Here is a 15,413-nt window from a genome sequence, read left to right on the forward strand (position 1 = left end):
CCTCATCCCCCGATTGTGCAGGTGCGGCGGATACTAAGCACGGGGTCATTGCGTGTCCACGAAAGGAATGGCCCACACCGCCTTCGCCGCAACGCGACGCTGCGGCAACTCACCGGCGAGCCGTGTGCCTTGCATTGACATTGCCCTGACCCGTTCATAAGTGTCCGCGTGGCGCGCTGCCCGCCTAAGGGAAGCGGGATTTGGGCTGCGCGGTTGTCGCTGCGCCCGGCCCCGTCCCTTCGGACTTGCTGACGCCGCATTGAAGGTGTCCAACGGCGCATCATTTCCCGGAGGGTCCGGCGGCTCGTCTCCGCCCTCCCTGAGACCTGACGGATCGGAACAGAGACACAACCCATGTTTGGTGGACTTGCCCGCAAGCTCTTCGGCTCCGCGAACGATCGCCGGGTGAAGGGATACCGTCCCCGCGTTCAGGCCATCAATGCGCTGGAACAGGAGCTGGAAGCCCTCTCCGACGATCAGCTCCGGGCCCGCACCGACGATTTCCGGCGCCAGCTGGCCGAGGGCAAGACCCTTGACGACCTTCTGGTGCCCGCCTTCGCCACCGTGCGCGAGGGCGCCAAGCGTGCCCTTGGCATGCGCCCGTTCGACGTGCAGCTCATCGGCGGCATGGTGCTGCACGAGGGCGGCATCGCCGAGATGAAGACCGGCGAAGGCAAGACCCTCGTCGCCACACTTCCGGTCTATCTCAACGCCCTGGCCGGCAAGGGCGTGCACGTGGTGACGGTGAATGACTACCTCGCCAAGCGCGACGCCGAATGGATGGGGCGGCTCTACCGTTTCCTCGGCCTGTCCACCGGCATCATCGTGCACGGGCTCGACGACGACGAGCGCCGCATGGCCTATGCCAGCGACGTGACCTACGCCACCAACAACGAGCTTGGCTTCGACTATCTGCGCGACAACATGAAGTATGAGCGCGGCCAGATGGTCCAGCGCCCGCATTTCTACGCCATCGTGGACGAGGTGGATTCCATCCTCATCGACGAGGCGCGCACGCCCCTCATCATCTCCGGTCCCCTCGACGACCGCTCCGACTTTTACAACACCATCGACACCTACATCCCGCGCCTCGCCAAGGAAGACTACGAGGTGGACGAGAAGCAGCGCTCCGTCACCATGACGGAAGCGGGCATGGAGAAGATGGAGCAGATGCTCAGCGCCGCCGGGCTGCTGAAGGCCACCTCGCTCTACGACATCGAGAACGTCTCGGTGGTCCACCACGTGAACCAGGCCCTGCGCGCGCATACCCTGTTCCAGCGCGACAAGGACTATATCGTCCGCAACGACGAGGTGGTGATCATCGACGAGTTCACCGGCCGCATGATGCCGGGCCGGCGCTATTCGGAAGGCCTGCACCAGGCGCTGGAGGCCAAGGAGCGCGTCCAGGTCCAGCCTGAGAACCAGACGCTGGCGTCCATCACCTTCCAGAACTATTTCCGCCTCTACGAGAAGCTGTCCGGCATGACCGGCACCGCCAACACCGAGGCGGCGGAATTTGCCGACATCTACAAGCTCGAGGTGGTGGAGATCCCCACCAACGTGCAGATCTCCCGCATCGACGACGACGACGAGGTCTACCGCAGCGCCGGCGAGAAATACGCGGCCATCATCGAGCTGATCAAGGAGTGCGCGGAGCGCAGCCAGCCGGTGCTGGTGGGCACCACCTCCATCGAGAAGTCCGAGCTTCTGGCCGAGCTGCTGAAGCAGGCCGGCTTCCGCCAGAAGGACTTCTCCGACCCGACCGCCTTCAGCGGCCGCGAGCTTCTCATCAACGACCGCTCCGGCAAGAGCTTCGCGGTGCTCAACGCCCGCTACCACGAGCAGGAGGCCTACATCGTCTCCCAGGCGGGCGTGCCGGGGGCGATCACCATCGCCACCAACATGGCCGGCCGCGGCACCGACATCAAGCTCGGCGGCTCGGCCGACATGCGCATCGAGATCGAGCTGAAGGACCTGCCCGAGGGCGCCGAACGCGCCGCGGCGGAAGCCAGGATCCGCGCCGAGGTGGAAGAGCTGAAGCAGAAGGCGCTGGAGGCCGGCGGCCTCTATGTGCTCGGCACCGAGCGCCACGAGAGCCGGCGCATCGACAACCAGCTGCGCGGCCGCTCCGGCCGCCAGGGCGACCCTGGCCATTCCAAGTTCTTCCTGTCGCTGGAAGACGACCTGATGCGCATCTTCGGGTCGGACCGCCTCGACGGCATGCTGCAGCGCCTCGGCCTCAAGGAAGGCGAGGCCATCATCCATCCCTGGATCAACAAGGCCCTGGAGAAGGCGCAGCAGAAGGTCGAGGCGCGCAACTACGACATCCGCAAGAACCTGCTCAAGTATGACGACGTGCTGAACGATCAGCGCAAGGTGGTGTTCGAGCAGCGCGTCGAGCTGATGAACGACGAGGACGTGGCCGAGACGGTGGAGGACATGCGCCATGCCCTCATCACCGAGACCGTGGCCAAGTTCATCCCCGAGAACGCCTATCCCGAGCAGTGGGACGTGGACGGCCTCGACGCCGCGCTGAAGGAGATCCTCGCCCTCGACCTTCCGGTGAAGGACTGGGCCAGGGAAGAGGGCATCGCCGGCCCCGAGGTCACCGAGCGCATCATCCGCCGCGCCGACGAGCTGATGGCCGCCAAGACCGCCCAGTACGGGCCCGACATCATGCGCTATGTGGAGAAGTCGATCCTTCTCCAGACCCTCGACCATCTCTGGCGCGAGCATATCGGCATGCTGGACCACCTGCGCCAGGTGGTAGGCCTGCGCGGCTACGCCCAGCGCGATCCGCTCAACGAATACAAGTCCGAAGCCTTCAACCTCTTTTCCGCCATGCTGAACCGCCTGCGCGAGATCGTCACCGCCCAGCTGATGCGGGTGGAGATCGTGACCCAGCAGCCCATGCCGGAAGAGCTGCCCCTGATGGAGGCCCATCACGCCGACCCCTTCACCGGGGAAGACGAGATGGCGTTCTCCGGCGCGGCGCTGGGCAGCCGCCCGGAACCGTTCCTGTCCGGCGACATCGCCGTGGCCGAGCGCGACCCCAACGACCCCGACAGCTGGGGCAAGGTGGGCCGCAACGAGGCTTGCCCCTGCGGCTCCGGCAAGAAATACAAGCACTGCCACGGCCGCTTCGCCTGAGGCGAGACGGCGCGGAGGCCGCCCCCTCTCGGGGCGGCTCCGTCCGGCTGCGGTCCTGCGCAAAGCCCCTCGGCGGACCACGGCCGCCTGCCGCGCGGCGGGCGGCTCAGGACTTGCGGCGCGCCAGAAGCCGGTCGAACCCCAGGAAAATCAGCGCCGTTGCCAGGAATACCGCCGCCAGCATGACGGTGTTGAGCGCCATGCGCCCGTCCCCCAGCTTGGCCGGATCCAGGAACCAGTAGGCGTACCAGCCGTCCGCCTCGCCCCGCGCCAGGGCATAGGCGAGATAGAGGACCGGCGGCGCCATGGCCCAGGCCGCATCCTTGACACCGAGACGGACCGGACCGGGACCGTTCGCATCGCCGCCGCCCCGCGCAGCCAGCGCCCATGTGGCGAGGAAGAGCACCGGCACAGCCTGGTGCAGCAGGCGGTCGGCCACCAGCTGCCAGCCTTCAGGCTTCCACACATTGCGCAGCAGCAGGGCATAGATGACGCCAACGAGCACGATGGACATCACCGCCACGAGCCGCACCCGCGGCGCTGCGAGGCGGCTCAGGGGACGCAGCGCGAAGGCGGTGGCGACCACGGCCACGAGGAGGTTGGTCAGAACGGTGAAATAGCCGAGGAAGCGCCACAGGGCCGGCGCGAAGCCCTGGCCGACGGCGGCCATCTTCTCCACCACGATGCCGAGCTGAAGCGCCAGCGCCACCCACGCAACCAGGGCGGCAACGGCGCTCAGCCGCCGCGCCCAGGGTGTTCCCCGCGTGGCTTCGGTCTCCTGTCCCACGGCTGCCCTCCTCCCGAGACTCAGGACGCCACGACCTCGGCCGGGAGCGCCAGAGCAGGTCGAACCACAACTCTTTGATCTGGTGGGTCAAGAAGGAGAACGCGTTGTCCGACCAGCTTGCGATGCAAGCTGATCAGCGCGTGCTCTAGGCGTGGCGGCGTGGCCCCGCATGGGATATCCCACGCCGGAGCCATAGCGGCCGGCGAAAGCCGCCGGAGACTTACTGGGCGAACGTGCCGGTGGGCATGATGGCCGACCCGCCCGACACCGAGGCCGGAGGCGCCAGCGTGCCGGCGGATGCGACCGTCGCGGGCTTGTAGGCCTGGGCCGCCGGCTTGGCCGAAGCCGAGCTTGAAGGAGCAGGCCCGGACGACGCGGAAGCCGCAACCGGCTTGGCCGGCGTCACCACATGCGCCGTCGCCTGGGCGGGCTTCGCGGCCGGCACCGGAGCCGCAGCGGCGGGGGCCGCCCCGACGGGAACCACGGCCGTTTCACCGTCCAGGGCCACCTTTTCAGGCGTCATCTTGGGCGGGTTCACATATTCGGGGAGGGTACCGGGCGCCTCGGCGAAGGACATCTGGCCGCTTTCGCGCTCCTTGAGCTTGGCGAGGAACACCGGATGCATGCCGCCGTCGCTGTTGGTGCGCACCGGCGCCAGGGGCGCCGAGGGGACGAGCGCCGCCACCTGGGCCTCGTCGCTGCGCTGCTTCTCGGCCACCGCCGACGCCACCTGCGGCGCCACCTGGTAGGGCGGGCAGGACGCATTGGCATCGAAGCTGCGGCCGGGAACGGCCTCGGCGTCAAACACATAGGCGCGCCCGCAGACGTTGACCTTCGGCTCCTGCTTCGTCACCTCGAAGTGGTCGTAGCCCTGCTTCAGGTTGCGCCAGAACGCCATGTTGGGGTTGTTGCGGTGCCGGGCGAGGTTCTTCGGCGTCATGCGGAAGGGATAGGCCTGCACCTGGAACGCCCGCTGGCCGCCGGCGAAGCTCTCCCGCGCCAGCGAGAAGATCTCGGAAATCTGTTCGTCCGTCATGGCGTAGCAGCCGGCGGACGAGCAGTCGCCGTGCACCATGAGGAACTCGCCCGTGCGCCCGTAGGCCTTGTCGAAGGCGTTGGGGAAGCCGAGGTTGAAGGACAGGTAATAGCTGGAGTTCGGGTTCATCTGCCCCGGCGTGATGGTGTAGAAGCCTTCCGGCGCTTGCCGGTCGCCCATCCGCACCTTGGGGCCCAGCTCGCCCGACCAGCGGCAGATGGGATAGGTCTTCAACAGGGCGAACGAACCGTCGGAGGTGGCCTTCCACACTTCCAGCTCGGCTTCCTGCTTGAAGATGCGCACCAGCATCGGACTCGCCGGCGACATGTCCTTCTGCCCCAGCAGGGACACCATCTGGGGCGAAAGCGGCTTGTTGGCCTTGCGCGCCACCTCGGCGTCGGTCTGGTTGCAGGCGGCGAGCGCGAGCGCTGCGGTGGCGGCCAGGGCCACCATGCGGATGCGGGACGAGACCATCGCCCACGGACGGTTCAACGCGAAACGGTTCACCGCGCAACTCCTGGGTCCGTACCGGCCAGACAGACCGACATGGTTAGCCCCTCCCCCTTGATGACACGTTAGCGTCACCACCCGCCTCGCGGAGCGTTGCCGCCACCGTCCGGGCAGGCTTGGAGAAAATAAGGCAAATGCGGCCAAGATGAGATGCCGGGCCGGCCTTGGCCGCCTGCCATGGGCTCATGGTTAAAGCGACCGGCCGATAGCGAGAAATTTGTCACGCCGCGCCTTGCGGACGGCCGGCGCATCGAGGCCGGCGAGCTGCGACAGCGCATCGGCGATGGCATCCCCGGCGGCGCCGATGGTGGCCTCCGGATCGCGATGGGCGCCGCCCGGCGGCTCCTTCACGATGGCATCGATGATGCCGAATTTCAGCAGATCCTGCGCCGTGATCTTCATGTTGGTGGCGGCGTCCTGCGCCTTCGCCGTGTCGCGCCACAGGATGGAGGCCGCGCCTTCCGGCGAGATCACGCTGTAGATGGCGTGCTCCATCATCAGCACCTTGTTGGCGGTGGCGATGGCGATGGCTCCGCCCGAGCCGCCCTCGCCGATCACCAGCGCCACGTTCGGCGCGCCGAGCGCGAGGCAGGCATCGGTGGAGCGGGCGATGGCTTCCGCCTGCCCGCGCTCCTCGGCGCCGATGCCGGGATAGGCGCCGGCGGTGTCCACCAGCGAGATCAGCGGAATGGCAAAGCGGTCGGCCAGTTCCATGATGCGCGCCGCCTTGCGGTAGCCCTCGGGGCGCGCCATGCCGAAATTGTGCCGGATCCGGGTTTCCGTGGTGGAGCCCTTCTCGTGGCCCAGCACGCACACCGCCTCGCCGCGGAAACGGGCGAAGCCGCCGATGATGGCCTCGTCCTCGCCGAACTTGCGGTCACCGGCGAGGGGGGTGAAATCCTCGAACAGGCCCTTGGCGAAATCGGCGAAATGGGGCCGCTGCGGATGCCGCGCAACCAGCGTCTTCTGCCAGGGCGTCAGGTTGGCGTAGAGGGCGACAAGCGCGTCGCGGGCCTTGGTCTCGAGCCGCTGCACGTCGTCGGTGATGGCCACGCCATCGCCCGCAGAGGCGAGCGCGCGCAGTTCTTCGACCTTGGCCTCGAGTTCGGCGACCGGCTTCTCGAAGTCCAGATAGCTGCGCATGAGGGTCCGTAAGGTTGGAGGAGGCCCGAAACCGGTGCCGCCCCGACGGGGCCGGAAGCTGCCTGCGCCGGGTCGGCAAGTCAAGGCCGGTAACTCAAGGCCGGTAACTCAAGGTCGACAGGCCAAGGCTCGACAGGTCAGGGTTCGACAGGTCAGGGTTCGACAGGTCAGGGCCAGCGGCGCAAGCCCGCGCTCCGGAGGTCGCGGCCCGCTCCGAAACGTGAAGGCGACATGCCCCGTTTCCGCGCCGGCCGCTGCAACGGATAGGGCTGCGGGAGCGTTGTTCCCCAATAATGGTCACATCATGGAGATCACCATGGCCACCCATAAGAATACCACCGCCCGGGACAACGCACCCAAGACCGCAAAAACCGGGCGCCCGCCGGGCGCGCGCCGCGCCGCCGTCTCGCCAGCTCCCGAGCCGGAGTATGATTTTCCCGCCGCCGGCCCCCATGCCCGCCCGGAACTGATGGACCCCGACCGGACACCCGGCACCGGCGCCCTTTCGGAGCCGGGACGTTCCCGGGACGGGGACGCGACGGGCTGACGCAGGCGCGGCGGGCAGCCCGCTGTCCCGCCGGAAGCGACGGCCTGCGGCCTTGTCCATGATCACCTCGGGGACTATTGCTGACGCGAAACTCCCCGGGGATCCTACCTGCGATGCGCGCGCTGCTCGACGTCCTGCTTGTCGTCCTCCAACTCTACGTCTGGCTGCTCATCGCCGCGGCGGTGCTGTCCTGGCTCGTGGCCTTCAATGTGGTGAACCACCACAATGCGTTCGTGCGCAGCGTGGGCGAGTTCCTCTACCGGATCACGGAGCCGGTGCTCGCGCCCATCCGCTCCATCCTGCCGAGCCTCGGCGGCCTGGACCTCTCGCCCATGGTGCTGATCCTGATCATCTTTTTCATTCAGCAGGTCATCGCCTACTACATCTATCCCTACGTCTTCTGAGCGACGGGCACACCCTGTTGTCGTTCCTGAAGCTCCTGCCCGACGGCCTGGAGGTGCTCGTGCGCGCCACCCCGCGGGGCGGGCGCGATGGGCTCGACGGCGTGGCGGAGCTGTCGGACGGGCGCGCGGTGCTGAAGGTGCGGGTCAAGGCCCCGCCGGAGGATGGCGCGGCGACAGCTGCCGTCATCCGCGTGCTGGCGCAGGCCGCGGGGGTGGCGGCCTCCCAGGTCCGGCTCACCTCCGGCGCCACCGCGCGGGTTAAGACCTTCCGCATCACGGGGCGCGCGGACGACCTGGCGTCCGCGCTCTCGCAAGCCGCGGCAGCGCCCGCCGGCAAGGCGCGGAAGTAGCCCGCGCGCCTCGGCCCCTTCCGATCGGCGCCGGACCGGCCCCGGAACGTCGTCAGCACCGGGGAAAGCCCGGACTGCGGCTCGCCGCCTCCATCCATGGCTCTCTCTGGTCCGCCCCCCATCTGCGGCCCATCGGTGTCGGCCCATCGGTGTCGGGCTGATGCGCCCCGATCGGACCGCCGAGCGCCTTGCCCTCGCGGTGCCAGGAGGGCGGAGGGCGCCTTCAACGAACACGAGCAAAAGAAAAGGCGCCGCGCGGGGAGCGCGGCGCCTCAAGGCGTCAGTGACGCGGGTTCAGATCACTTCAGCGCCAGGAAGGTGGTGTCGAAGGAGAGGCTGGCCACGAAGCGGTCGCCGCAGGCGTTGGCGAGACCGGAGATCACGCCGCAGCTGTTGAACGCGCCGTCCCAGGTATAACCTTCCTTCAGCTCCGAGCCGTAGTAGCGCAGGTCGAGGGTCGCCGCCTTGTAGGTGAAGGCGATGCCCACGTTCCAGGTGGCGTAGGAGGGCAGCTCGTAGTTCGAGAACACGCCGGTGGTGTAGTAGACGTTGTCAATGTCGGTCATGCCGAGCCACTGATAGCCGAGCTCGCCCGACACGTAGACGCCGACGTCCTTGACCGGGCTCCACTTGGTGAAGTCCACCTTGAGGGTGCCGGACAGGTAGGTGCCGTCCGAGCCGGAGCCCGCATAGCTGTCGGTGTAGTAGAGGTTGCCGCCCACGGTGAACACGTCGTTGATGACGTAGGTCGGCTTGAAGTAGATTTCCCAGTAGTCGATGTTCACCGCCGGGAGGCCTTCGCCCAGCGTGTTCACGCCGATCTCGCCCGGATAGTAGTAATAGATGAAACCGCCGTCGAGGGTGAGGCCGCCCCAGGTGTGGCGGATACCGGCGTAGAGGTCGATCTCCGCGGAGGCGTCGGTCAGGCCGGTATAGTCACCGAACTGGTTGATGGGCGGGAAGTCCACGTTGGACGCCCACACGCCGCCATAGATCCAGTCGAACAGGCGCAGTTCGGCATAGCCCTGGACGGCCGGATTGCCGTCGGTCTGGGTGATACCGCGGAACACGTAATCCGTGGCGAGCTTCACGCCGAAGGCGACATCCCACAGCGGAGCCGGCTCGGGAGCCGGAACAGCCTTCACCGGCACCGGCGAGCTGAGGTCCGCCGCCGAAGCGGCGCCGGCCAGGAGCAGAGAGGCGGCGACGACTGCAATTTTCTTCATGGTGTAACCCCGCAGCGATTTAGACCGATAAAAATCAGGTCTCCGCCGTGTGTCCAATGGGAAAATTGAGGCAGCAATTGCTCCCTAAATGAGCAACCCCGCATAAATGCTGGATTCTTGTGTTGCAACCGCGCAACGCACCCAGGCGAAACGGTGACAGGCGCCGTTCCTGTCACGAAAATCATATGCCGTAGGGGGCAGGGATCACACCGGATGGCGGTGCCTGGATACGCCCGCGGGCCCCCATGTTACGCGCACGCAACAGCGAGTCGGGGAGCCGTCTGGGCTGTACCGAAGTACCGCCGCCGCGGTCTGAGCCCGGTCAGGGACGGTTCATGAGCAGGGGCCGGCCACGCTCCGGGGTCCGGGCCCACCCGCCGTCCTCCTGGCGGGCGAAGCGGATGACGGAAGCGCCGCTGTCACCACGCACCAGGATGTTGCCGCCCTCGATGTCCCACGCCACCGGACCGAAACGCAGCAGCGCCTGGTCGCAGCCGGAGGCGATGGCAAGCGCCTTGCCGGCGCCATTGGCCGCCGGCTGGTCGAGGAGCGTCCAGCGGCAGACCGGAGCCCCCGCCTGGCGCGCGAGGTCCCACTCGCCCACCACCTCCTCGACCTTGAGCTCGGCATCCTCGGCCGCGACCGCCGGATTGGCGAGGAAATAGACGCCGTCGCCTTCCCGAAGCGCCTCATAGCTGCCGTTGGTGCCTTCCGTGAACTCGGCCACGGTGCGGCCCTGGGCGTTGAGCAGGCGCAGGGAGCCGGACGGGTCCGGGAGCCAAGCCGCGACCTGGGCGGAAAAGGCGATGATGGCGCACGCCTGCCGGTCGAACTCCACCGCGAGCCCCGGTCCCCCCGGCTCGGATTTCAGCGCGAAGGCGCAGGAGCGCGAGCCGTCGGCATTGGTCAGGCGGAAGGGGGCGGCAAGGCGCGCGGCAGCTTCCCGCACCGCGGGATCGAGCCGCGGGGCCGCCGGCGGGCGCGGGGCGGCGGCGGGCGTGGTCGCCGCCCCTGACGGCGCATCGCCGCGCTGGACCATCTGCGCGCCAGCCTGATTCGCGACCGGCGCCGCATGGAGCGGGGGCGCGCCCAGCGGCGCGCCGACCACCAGCGCCGCAGCGAGACCGAGAAGATGCCTTCGCGCCATCCTGCCCTCGAAGCCGAACACGGAGGCGGAAAGCTAGCACCTTCCGGGCCCCGGTTCATCCCCACGCGCGGCGGGGACCGCAGTGGCGCCGGCCAGATCGGACCCGTGCGGTCCCTATGCCTTCGGCCATGGCGTCTCCGCCACCGGGGTCAGGGGCGCCTTGCCGTCCATGACGGCAAGGATGTTGTCCACCACCAGCTGGCCCATGGCGGTGCGGGTATGGTGCGTGGAGGAGCCCACGTGCGGCAGCAGCACGGCATTGTCGAGCGCGAAGAACGCTTCCGGCACGTTGGGCTCGTCGGCGAACACGTCGAGCCCGGCGGCAAGGATGGTGCGGGCCTCGAGCGCACGGAGCAGCGCCGCCTCGTCCACCACCGTGCCGCGGGCGACATTGATCAGGATGCCGTCCGGCCCCAGGGCGGCGAGCACCGCGGCATCCACGAGGTGGCGGGTCTGCGCCCCGCCGGGCACGATGACGACGAGCACGCTCACGTCCCGCGCCATGTCGAGCAGGCTTGCATAATAGGTCAGGGCCACGTCCGGCTGCGGACGTCGGCCGTGATAGACCACCGGCACCGAGAAAGCCTCCAGCCGCCGGGCAATGGCCTTGCCGATACGACCCATGCCGACGATGCCCACGGTGCGCCCGCGCAGGGTCGGCCCCAGGGGATAGGCCGCCTTCAGCCACTTGCCGTCGCGCAGGAACCGGTCGGCCTGCGGGATCTGCCGCACGGTGGCGAGCAGCAGGCCAAGGGTCAGGTCCGCCACCTCCTCGTTCAGCACGTCCGGGGTGTTGGTGACGATCACGCCGCGCCGGGCGGCGGCCACGGCATCCACCGTGTCGTAGCCGACGCCGAAATTGCCGACGATCCGCAGATTCGGCAGGCGCGCCATCAACGCCTCGTCCACCCGCACCTTGCCCCGCGTGGCAATGGCGCACACCGCGCCGGCGTTCGCCTCGGACAGCGCTTCCAGGGGCACCAGGTCGAAGCGGCCGGCGAGCTGGCGCTCCACCACGTCTTCCATCACGGGGCCGGTGGTGAGGACGGCCAAGCGGGCTTGATCGGTCATTGAAGGGCTCGCAGATGTGGCCCGGTCCTGGGCCGGGACGAAGGAAGCGGTCGCGCGGGCCCGGCATCTCGAAGCGGACGCCTGCGCCGGGGGCATCCCTGTTTAACGCCATCCTCGCGCGCGGTTCAATGAAAGTTCAATCGTTTTAAATTCCCTCTTGATCCCGGCTTCGCCTTTCACCATGATCGCGCCGCGTCACAACGAGGGCGCAAGGTTCCCCAAGGGACTGTTCCCCGAGGGACCCAAGAAACAGAATGAAGATCACGCGCACCGTTGAATGCGGACGGATCTCCGCCCGGCGCGCTGGCGAACACGAGGGAGAGGACGCTTCATGGCAACCGTGGATATTCGCGGTGTAAAGAAGGCCTATGGCGCGACGGCCGTCATCCATGGGGTGGATGTCAGCATTCGCGACGGCGAATTCGTGGTGCTCGTGGGGCCGTCCGGCTGCGGAAAGTCCACCCTCCTGCGGATGATCGCGGGCCTCGAGAACATCACCGGCGGCCAGATCCTCATCGGCAACCGCGTCATCAACGAAATGCCGCCCAAGGAACGGGACATCGCCATGGTGTTCCAGAACTACGCGCTCTATCCCCACATGACCGTGGGCGCCAACATGGGCTTCTCGCTCAAGCTGCGCAAAGCCCCCCAGGCGGAGATCGATTCGCGGGTCAAGCGCGCGGCGGAAATCCTCAACCTGACCAAGCTGCTGGACCGCTACCCCCGCCAGCTTTCCGGCGGTCAGCGCCAGCGCGTCGCCATGGGCCGCGCCATCGTGCGCGACCCGCAGGTGTTCCTGTTCGACGAGCCGCTCTCCAACCTCGACGCCCAGCTGCGCGTGCAGATGCGCACCGAGATCAAGGAGCTGCACCAGCGGCTGAAGACCACCACGGTCTACGTCACCCACGACCAGATCGAGGCCATGACCATGGCCGATAAGATCGTGGTGATGCATGACGGCATCGTGGAGCAGATCGGCGCCCCGCTGGACCTCTACGACAAGCCCGCCAACCAGTTCGTGGCCGGCTTCATCGGCTCGCCCTCCATGAACTTCGTCAAGGGCAAGGTGCGCCTCGGCGCCGACCCGCGGCTGGTGACGGACAGCGGCGTGGAGATGCCCCTGCCGGCCGCACCCGGCCTCACCGACGGCCAGGGCGTCGTCTACGGCCTGCGGCCAGAGCACGTCCGGCTCGATCCCCAGGGCGTGCCGGCGACCGTGGTGGTGACCGAGCCCACCGGCTCGGAAATCCTGGTGGTGGCGCGCCTCGGCGCGGCCGGCCAGAAGGGACAGGAGATCACCTGCCTGTTCCGCGAGCGCCTGTCGTTCAGTCCCGGCGAGGTGATCCACATCGCGCCACAGCCGGGCCTGACACACCTTTTTGAGGAGGCGACGGGCAAGCGCCTCTGACACACTCCAGACGGCAAGAAAACGGCCCGGCGACGCCAAACCCAAAACGCCAGGACCGCAACAGAACAGCCGCTGGCCAGAACAAACGCATCTTCATGGGAGGAAGACGAATGACCCTTTCCAGACGCGACCTGCTGATGGGCGGCGCCGGCCTTGCCGCCGGCAGCATGGCCCTGCCCTTCGTCGGCGGCATCTTGGGCGGCACGCCGGCCCTCGGCCAGTCCGTTCCGAAGTTCGAGCCGGAGCCCGGCGCCTCCCTGCGCCTCCTGCGCTGGTCTCCCTTCGTGAAGGGGGAGGAGGACGCCTGGATCGCCAACACCAAGAAGTTCACCGAGGCCACCGGCATCGAGGTGCGCATCGACAAGGAGAGCTGGGAGGACATCCGCCCCAAGGCCGCGGTGGCCGCGAACGTGGGCTCGGGCCCCGACATCGTGTGGGTCTGGTTCGACGACGCCCAGCAGTATCCCGACAAGCTGCTCGACGTGACCGACCTCGCCAAGGGCCTTAGCGCCACCTATGGCGGCTACTATCCGGGCAACGAAGTCTATGCCCAGGTGAACAACCGCTTCGTGGCGCTGCCGCTCGCCACCATCGGCAACGCGGTGGTCTATCGCGACAGCTGGGTGAAGCAGGCCGGCTTCAGCGAGTTCCCGAAGGACACCAAGGGCCTGCTGGAACTCGGCAAGGCCCTGAAGGCCATCAACCACCCCATGGGCTTCACCCTCGGCCACGGGGTCGGCGACGGCAACAATTACTGCCACTGGATCCTGTGGAGCCATGGCGGCCGGATGGTGGACGAGACCGGCAAGGTGGTCATCAACTCGCCGGAGACTGTCGCCGGCCTGCGCTACGCCGCCGAGCTCTACAAGACCTTCATTCCCGGCACCGAGAGCTGGCTCGACGTGAACAACAACCGCGCCTTCATCGCCGGCGATCTCGCCGTGACGGCGAACGGCGTGTCGGTCTATTACGCGGCGGCCAACGATCCCAAGCTCGCCGACATGGCGGCGGACATGCGGTCCACCAACTTCCCCATCGGGCCGGTGGGCAAGTCGGTCGAACTGCACCAGACCACCCAGGCCTGCATCTTCAAGTACACCAAGTACCCGAAGGCGGCGCAGGCCTACCTCTCCTTCATGTTCGACGCGCCGCAATACAACGCCTGGCTCACCGGCGCGAGCGCCTATTGCTGCCAGACGCTGAAAGCGTTCGCCAGCAATCCGGTATGGACCTCCAAGCCCATCCACGCCGCCTATTCCAAGGCCTCCGAGACCCTGCGGCCCAACGGCTATGCCGGCCCGCTCGGCCCGAAGTCCGCGGCCGCCATGGCGGACTGGATCGTGGTGGACATGGTGGCGGAAGCCTCCACCGGCCAGCGCACCCCGGAAGACGCCGCCAAGCGCGCCCAGCAACGCGCCGAGCGCATCTACCGCTGAGGCGGGGCGCTTCAGCCCGCCTTCCGCCCTCTCCCGCCCGCGGGAGGGGGCCCCGGCCACAGTCCCTCCCCGCCCGAAGCCGGACGTTTCCGGCTTCGGCGCCCCAGACCCGGACCCGGCGGCAGCCGGGCGCGTCGCGGGTCCGAACCCGGCATCATGCGGGGCCGGGCGGAAGAGGCCAAGAAACGAGACTTTCCGGAGATCGGTCCCATGGCCAACGTCACAGCGGCTGAGCCGTCCACCTCACGGTCCTTCTGGGCCGGCATCGGCCAGGGCCGGCATGTGGTCGGCATCCTCTTCATGCTGCCGGCCGCAGTCTTCCTGCTGTTTTTCCTCACCTACCCGCTGGGGCTCGGCGTCTGGCTCGGCTTCACCGACACCCGCATCGGCCGCCCGGGCGAGTTCATCGGCATCGAGAACTACCAGTCGCTCTGGGGTGACAGCCTGTTCTGGCTGGTGGTGTTCAACACCATTCTCTACACCACGGTCGCGTCGGTGCTGAAGTTCGGCCTCGGCCTGTGGCTGGCGCTGCTCCTCAACGAGAACATGCCGTTCAAGGCCTTCTTCCGCGCCATCGTGCTTTTGCCCTGGGTGGTGCCCACCGTGCTCTCGGCCATCGCCTTCTGGTGGATCTTCGACAGCCAGTACTCGATCATCTCCTGGGCGCTCATCAAGATGGGGCTGATCTCGACCCCCATCAACTTCCTTGGCGACGTGGCCAACGCCCGCGCCTCGGTGATCGCCGCCAATGTGTGGCGCGGCATTCCCTTCGTCGCCATCTCGCTTTTGGCCGGCCTGCAGACCATCTCGCCCTCGCTGCACGAGGCGGCGACGCTGGACGGCGCCACCAACTGGCAGCGCTTCCGCTACATCACGCTGCCCATGCTCTCGCCCATCATCGCGGTGGTGATGACCTTCTCGGTGCTGTTCACCTTCACCGACTTCCAGCTGATCTACGTGCTCACCCGCGGCGGCCCGCTCAACTCCACCCACCTGATGGCGACCCTGTCCTTCCAGCGCGCCATTCCCGGCGGCTCCCTGGGCGAGGGCGCGGCCATCGCGGTGGCGATGATCCCGTTCCTGCTGGCCGCCATCCTGTTCAGCTATTTCGGGCTCCAGCGCCGCAAGTGGCAGCAGGGCGGAGCGGACTGATGGACCCGCACGCAACGTGGCGCGCGCCCGGCACGCCGTCCCGCCC

At 67.8% G+C, this 15,413-nt stretch carries 13 protein-coding genes; 7 read left to right on the forward strand and 6 right to left on the reverse strand.

The window, feature by feature from the left end; all coding sequences use genetic code 11:
* The first annotated feature begins 354 nt into the window (after nt 1-354).
* Nucleotides 355-3,150, forward strand: coding sequence for a preprotein translocase subunit SecA (gene secA, locus K9U40_RS11135; RefSeq protein ID WP_282890263.1), 2,796 nt, complete (start codon nt 355-357; stop codon nt 3,148-3,150).
* A gap of 106 nt (nt 3,151-3,256) precedes the next feature.
* On the opposite strand, the gene K9U40_RS11140 is transcribed toward secA, so the two are convergent.
* From K9U40_RS11140 to K9U40_RS11150, 3 genes are all read right to left on the reverse strand, one after another.
* Entirely contained in the window at nt 3,257-3,937 is a 681-nt protein-coding gene (locus K9U40_RS11140; protein ID WP_282890264.1) for a Pr6Pr family membrane protein, read from the reverse strand.
* Between the two features lie 220 nt (nt 3,938-4,157).
* Nucleotides 4,158-5,480: a L,D-transpeptidase family protein gene (locus tag K9U40_RS11145; RefSeq protein ID WP_282890265.1), complete on the reverse strand. Its 1,323-nt coding sequence runs from the start codon at nt 5,478-5,480 to the stop codon at nt 4,158-4,160.
* Between the two features lie 192 nt (nt 5,481-5,672).
* Nucleotides 5,673-6,626 carry an acetyl-CoA carboxylase carboxyltransferase subunit alpha gene (locus tag K9U40_RS11150; protein ID WP_282890266.1) on the reverse strand — a complete coding sequence of 318 codons (954 nt, stop codon included), beginning with the start codon at nt 6,624-6,626 and terminating at the stop codon, nt 5,673-5,675.
* Between the two features lie 316 nt (nt 6,627-6,942).
* On the opposite strand from K9U40_RS11150, the gene K9U40_RS11155 reads away from it, so the two are divergent.
* The 3 genes from K9U40_RS11155 (at nt 6,943) to K9U40_RS11165 (ending at nt 7,927) form a co-directional block, all read left to right on the forward strand.
* A complete protein-coding gene (locus K9U40_RS11155; RefSeq protein ID WP_282890267.1) occupies nt 6,943-7,173 on the forward strand; it encodes a hypothetical protein in 231 nt (76 codons plus the stop codon).
* 113 nt (nt 7,174-7,286) lie between these two features.
* Nucleotides 7,287-7,577: a YggT family protein gene (locus K9U40_RS11160; RefSeq protein WP_282890268.1), complete on the forward strand. Its 291-nt coding sequence runs from the start codon at nt 7,287-7,289 to the stop codon at nt 7,575-7,577.
* Between the two features lie 17 nt (nt 7,578-7,594).
* Entirely contained in the window at nt 7,595-7,927 is a 333-nt protein-coding gene (locus K9U40_RS11165; protein WP_282890269.1) for a DUF167 family protein, read from the forward strand.
* Between the two features lie 299 nt (nt 7,928-8,226).
* Here the strand turns inward: K9U40_RS11165 and K9U40_RS11170 are convergent, their stop codons facing one another.
* The 3 genes from K9U40_RS11170 to K9U40_RS11180 form a co-directional block, all read right to left on the reverse strand.
* On the reverse strand, nt 8,227-9,153 hold the full coding sequence (locus K9U40_RS11170; RefSeq protein WP_282890270.1) for a TorF family putative porin: 927 nt from the start codon (nt 9,151-9,153) through the stop codon (nt 8,227-8,229).
* Nucleotides 9,154-9,475: 322 nt separating this feature from the next.
* The gene (locus K9U40_RS11175) at nt 9,476-10,300 is read right to left on the reverse strand and encodes a protease inhibitor Inh/omp19 family protein (protein ID WP_282890271.1); all 825 of its coding nucleotides are present in this window, start codon (nt 10,298-10,300) and stop codon (nt 9,476-9,478) included.
* A 114-nt stretch (nt 10,301-10,414) separates the two neighbouring features.
* The gene (locus K9U40_RS11180; RefSeq protein WP_282890272.1) at nt 10,415-11,371 is read right to left on the reverse strand and encodes a 2-hydroxyacid dehydrogenase; all 957 of its coding nucleotides are present in this window, start codon (nt 11,369-11,371) and stop codon (nt 10,415-10,417) included.
* A 331-nt stretch (nt 11,372-11,702) separates the two neighbouring features.
* Between K9U40_RS11180 and K9U40_RS11185 the strand changes: the two genes are divergently transcribed.
* The 3 genes from K9U40_RS11185 to K9U40_RS11195 all read left to right on the forward strand — a co-directional run bounded on the left by K9U40_RS11185 (nt 11,703) and on the right by K9U40_RS11195 (nt 15,367).
* Nucleotides 11,703-12,779 carry an ABC transporter ATP-binding protein gene (locus K9U40_RS11185; protein WP_282890273.1) on the forward strand — a complete coding sequence of 359 codons (1,077 nt, stop codon included), beginning with the start codon at nt 11,703-11,705 and terminating at the stop codon, nt 12,777-12,779.
* A 110-nt stretch (nt 12,780-12,889) separates the two neighbouring features.
* Nucleotides 12,890-14,215, forward strand: coding sequence for an ABC transporter substrate-binding protein (locus tag K9U40_RS11190; RefSeq protein ID WP_414114853.1), 1,326 nt, complete (start codon nt 12,890-12,892; stop codon nt 14,213-14,215).
* Nucleotides 14,216-14,515: 300 nt separating this feature from the next.
* Nucleotides 14,516-15,367 carry a carbohydrate ABC transporter permease gene (locus K9U40_RS11195; protein ID WP_414115021.1) on the forward strand — a complete coding sequence of 284 codons (852 nt, stop codon included), beginning with the start codon at nt 14,516-14,518 and terminating at the stop codon, nt 15,365-15,367.
* The last annotated feature ends 46 nt before the right edge of the window (nt 15,368-15,413 follow it).

Source organism: Xanthobacter autotrophicus (genome assembly GCF_030015065.1).
Lineage (GTDB): Bacteria > Pseudomonadota > Alphaproteobacteria > Rhizobiales > Xanthobacteraceae > Xanthobacter > Xanthobacter autotrophicus_D.

What these genes read in the sequence shown, in the direction of transcription:
- secA (WP_282890263.1), top strand. Translation starts at nt 355, where the DNA reads ATGTTTGGTGGACTTGCCCGCAAGCTCTTCGGCTCCGCGAACGATCGC.
- K9U40_RS11150 (WP_282890266.1), bottom strand. Translation starts at nt 6,626, where the DNA reads ATGCGCAGCTATCTGGACTTCGAGAAGCCGGTCGCCGAACTCGAGGCC.
- K9U40_RS11155 (WP_282890267.1), top strand. Translation starts at nt 6,943, where the DNA reads ATGGCCACCCATAAGAATACCACCGCCCGGGACAACGCACCCAAGACC.
- K9U40_RS11160 (WP_282890268.1), top strand. Translation starts at nt 7,287, where the DNA reads ATGCGCGCGCTGCTCGACGTCCTGCTTGTCGTCCTCCAACTCTACGTC.
- K9U40_RS11170 (WP_282890270.1), bottom strand. Translation starts at nt 9,153, where the DNA reads ATGAAGAAAATTGCAGTCGTCGCCGCCTCTCTGCTCCTGGCCGGCGCC.
- K9U40_RS11175 (WP_282890271.1), bottom strand. Translation starts at nt 10,300, where the DNA reads ATGGCGCGAAGGCATCTTCTCGGTCTCGCTGCGGCGCTGGTGGTCGGC.
- K9U40_RS11180 (WP_282890272.1), bottom strand. Translation starts at nt 11,371, where the DNA reads ATGACCGATCAAGCCCGCTTGGCCGTCCTCACCACCGGCCCCGTGATG.
- K9U40_RS11185 (WP_282890273.1), top strand. Translation starts at nt 11,703, where the DNA reads ATGGCAACCGTGGATATTCGCGGTGTAAAGAAGGCCTATGGCGCGACG.
- K9U40_RS11190 (WP_414114853.1), top strand. Translation starts at nt 12,890, where the DNA reads ATGACCCTTTCCAGACGCGACCTGCTGATGGGCGGCGCCGGCCTTGCC.
- K9U40_RS11195 (WP_414115021.1), top strand. Translation starts at nt 14,516, where the DNA reads ATGCTGCCGGCCGCAGTCTTCCTGCTGTTTTTCCTCACCTACCCGCTG.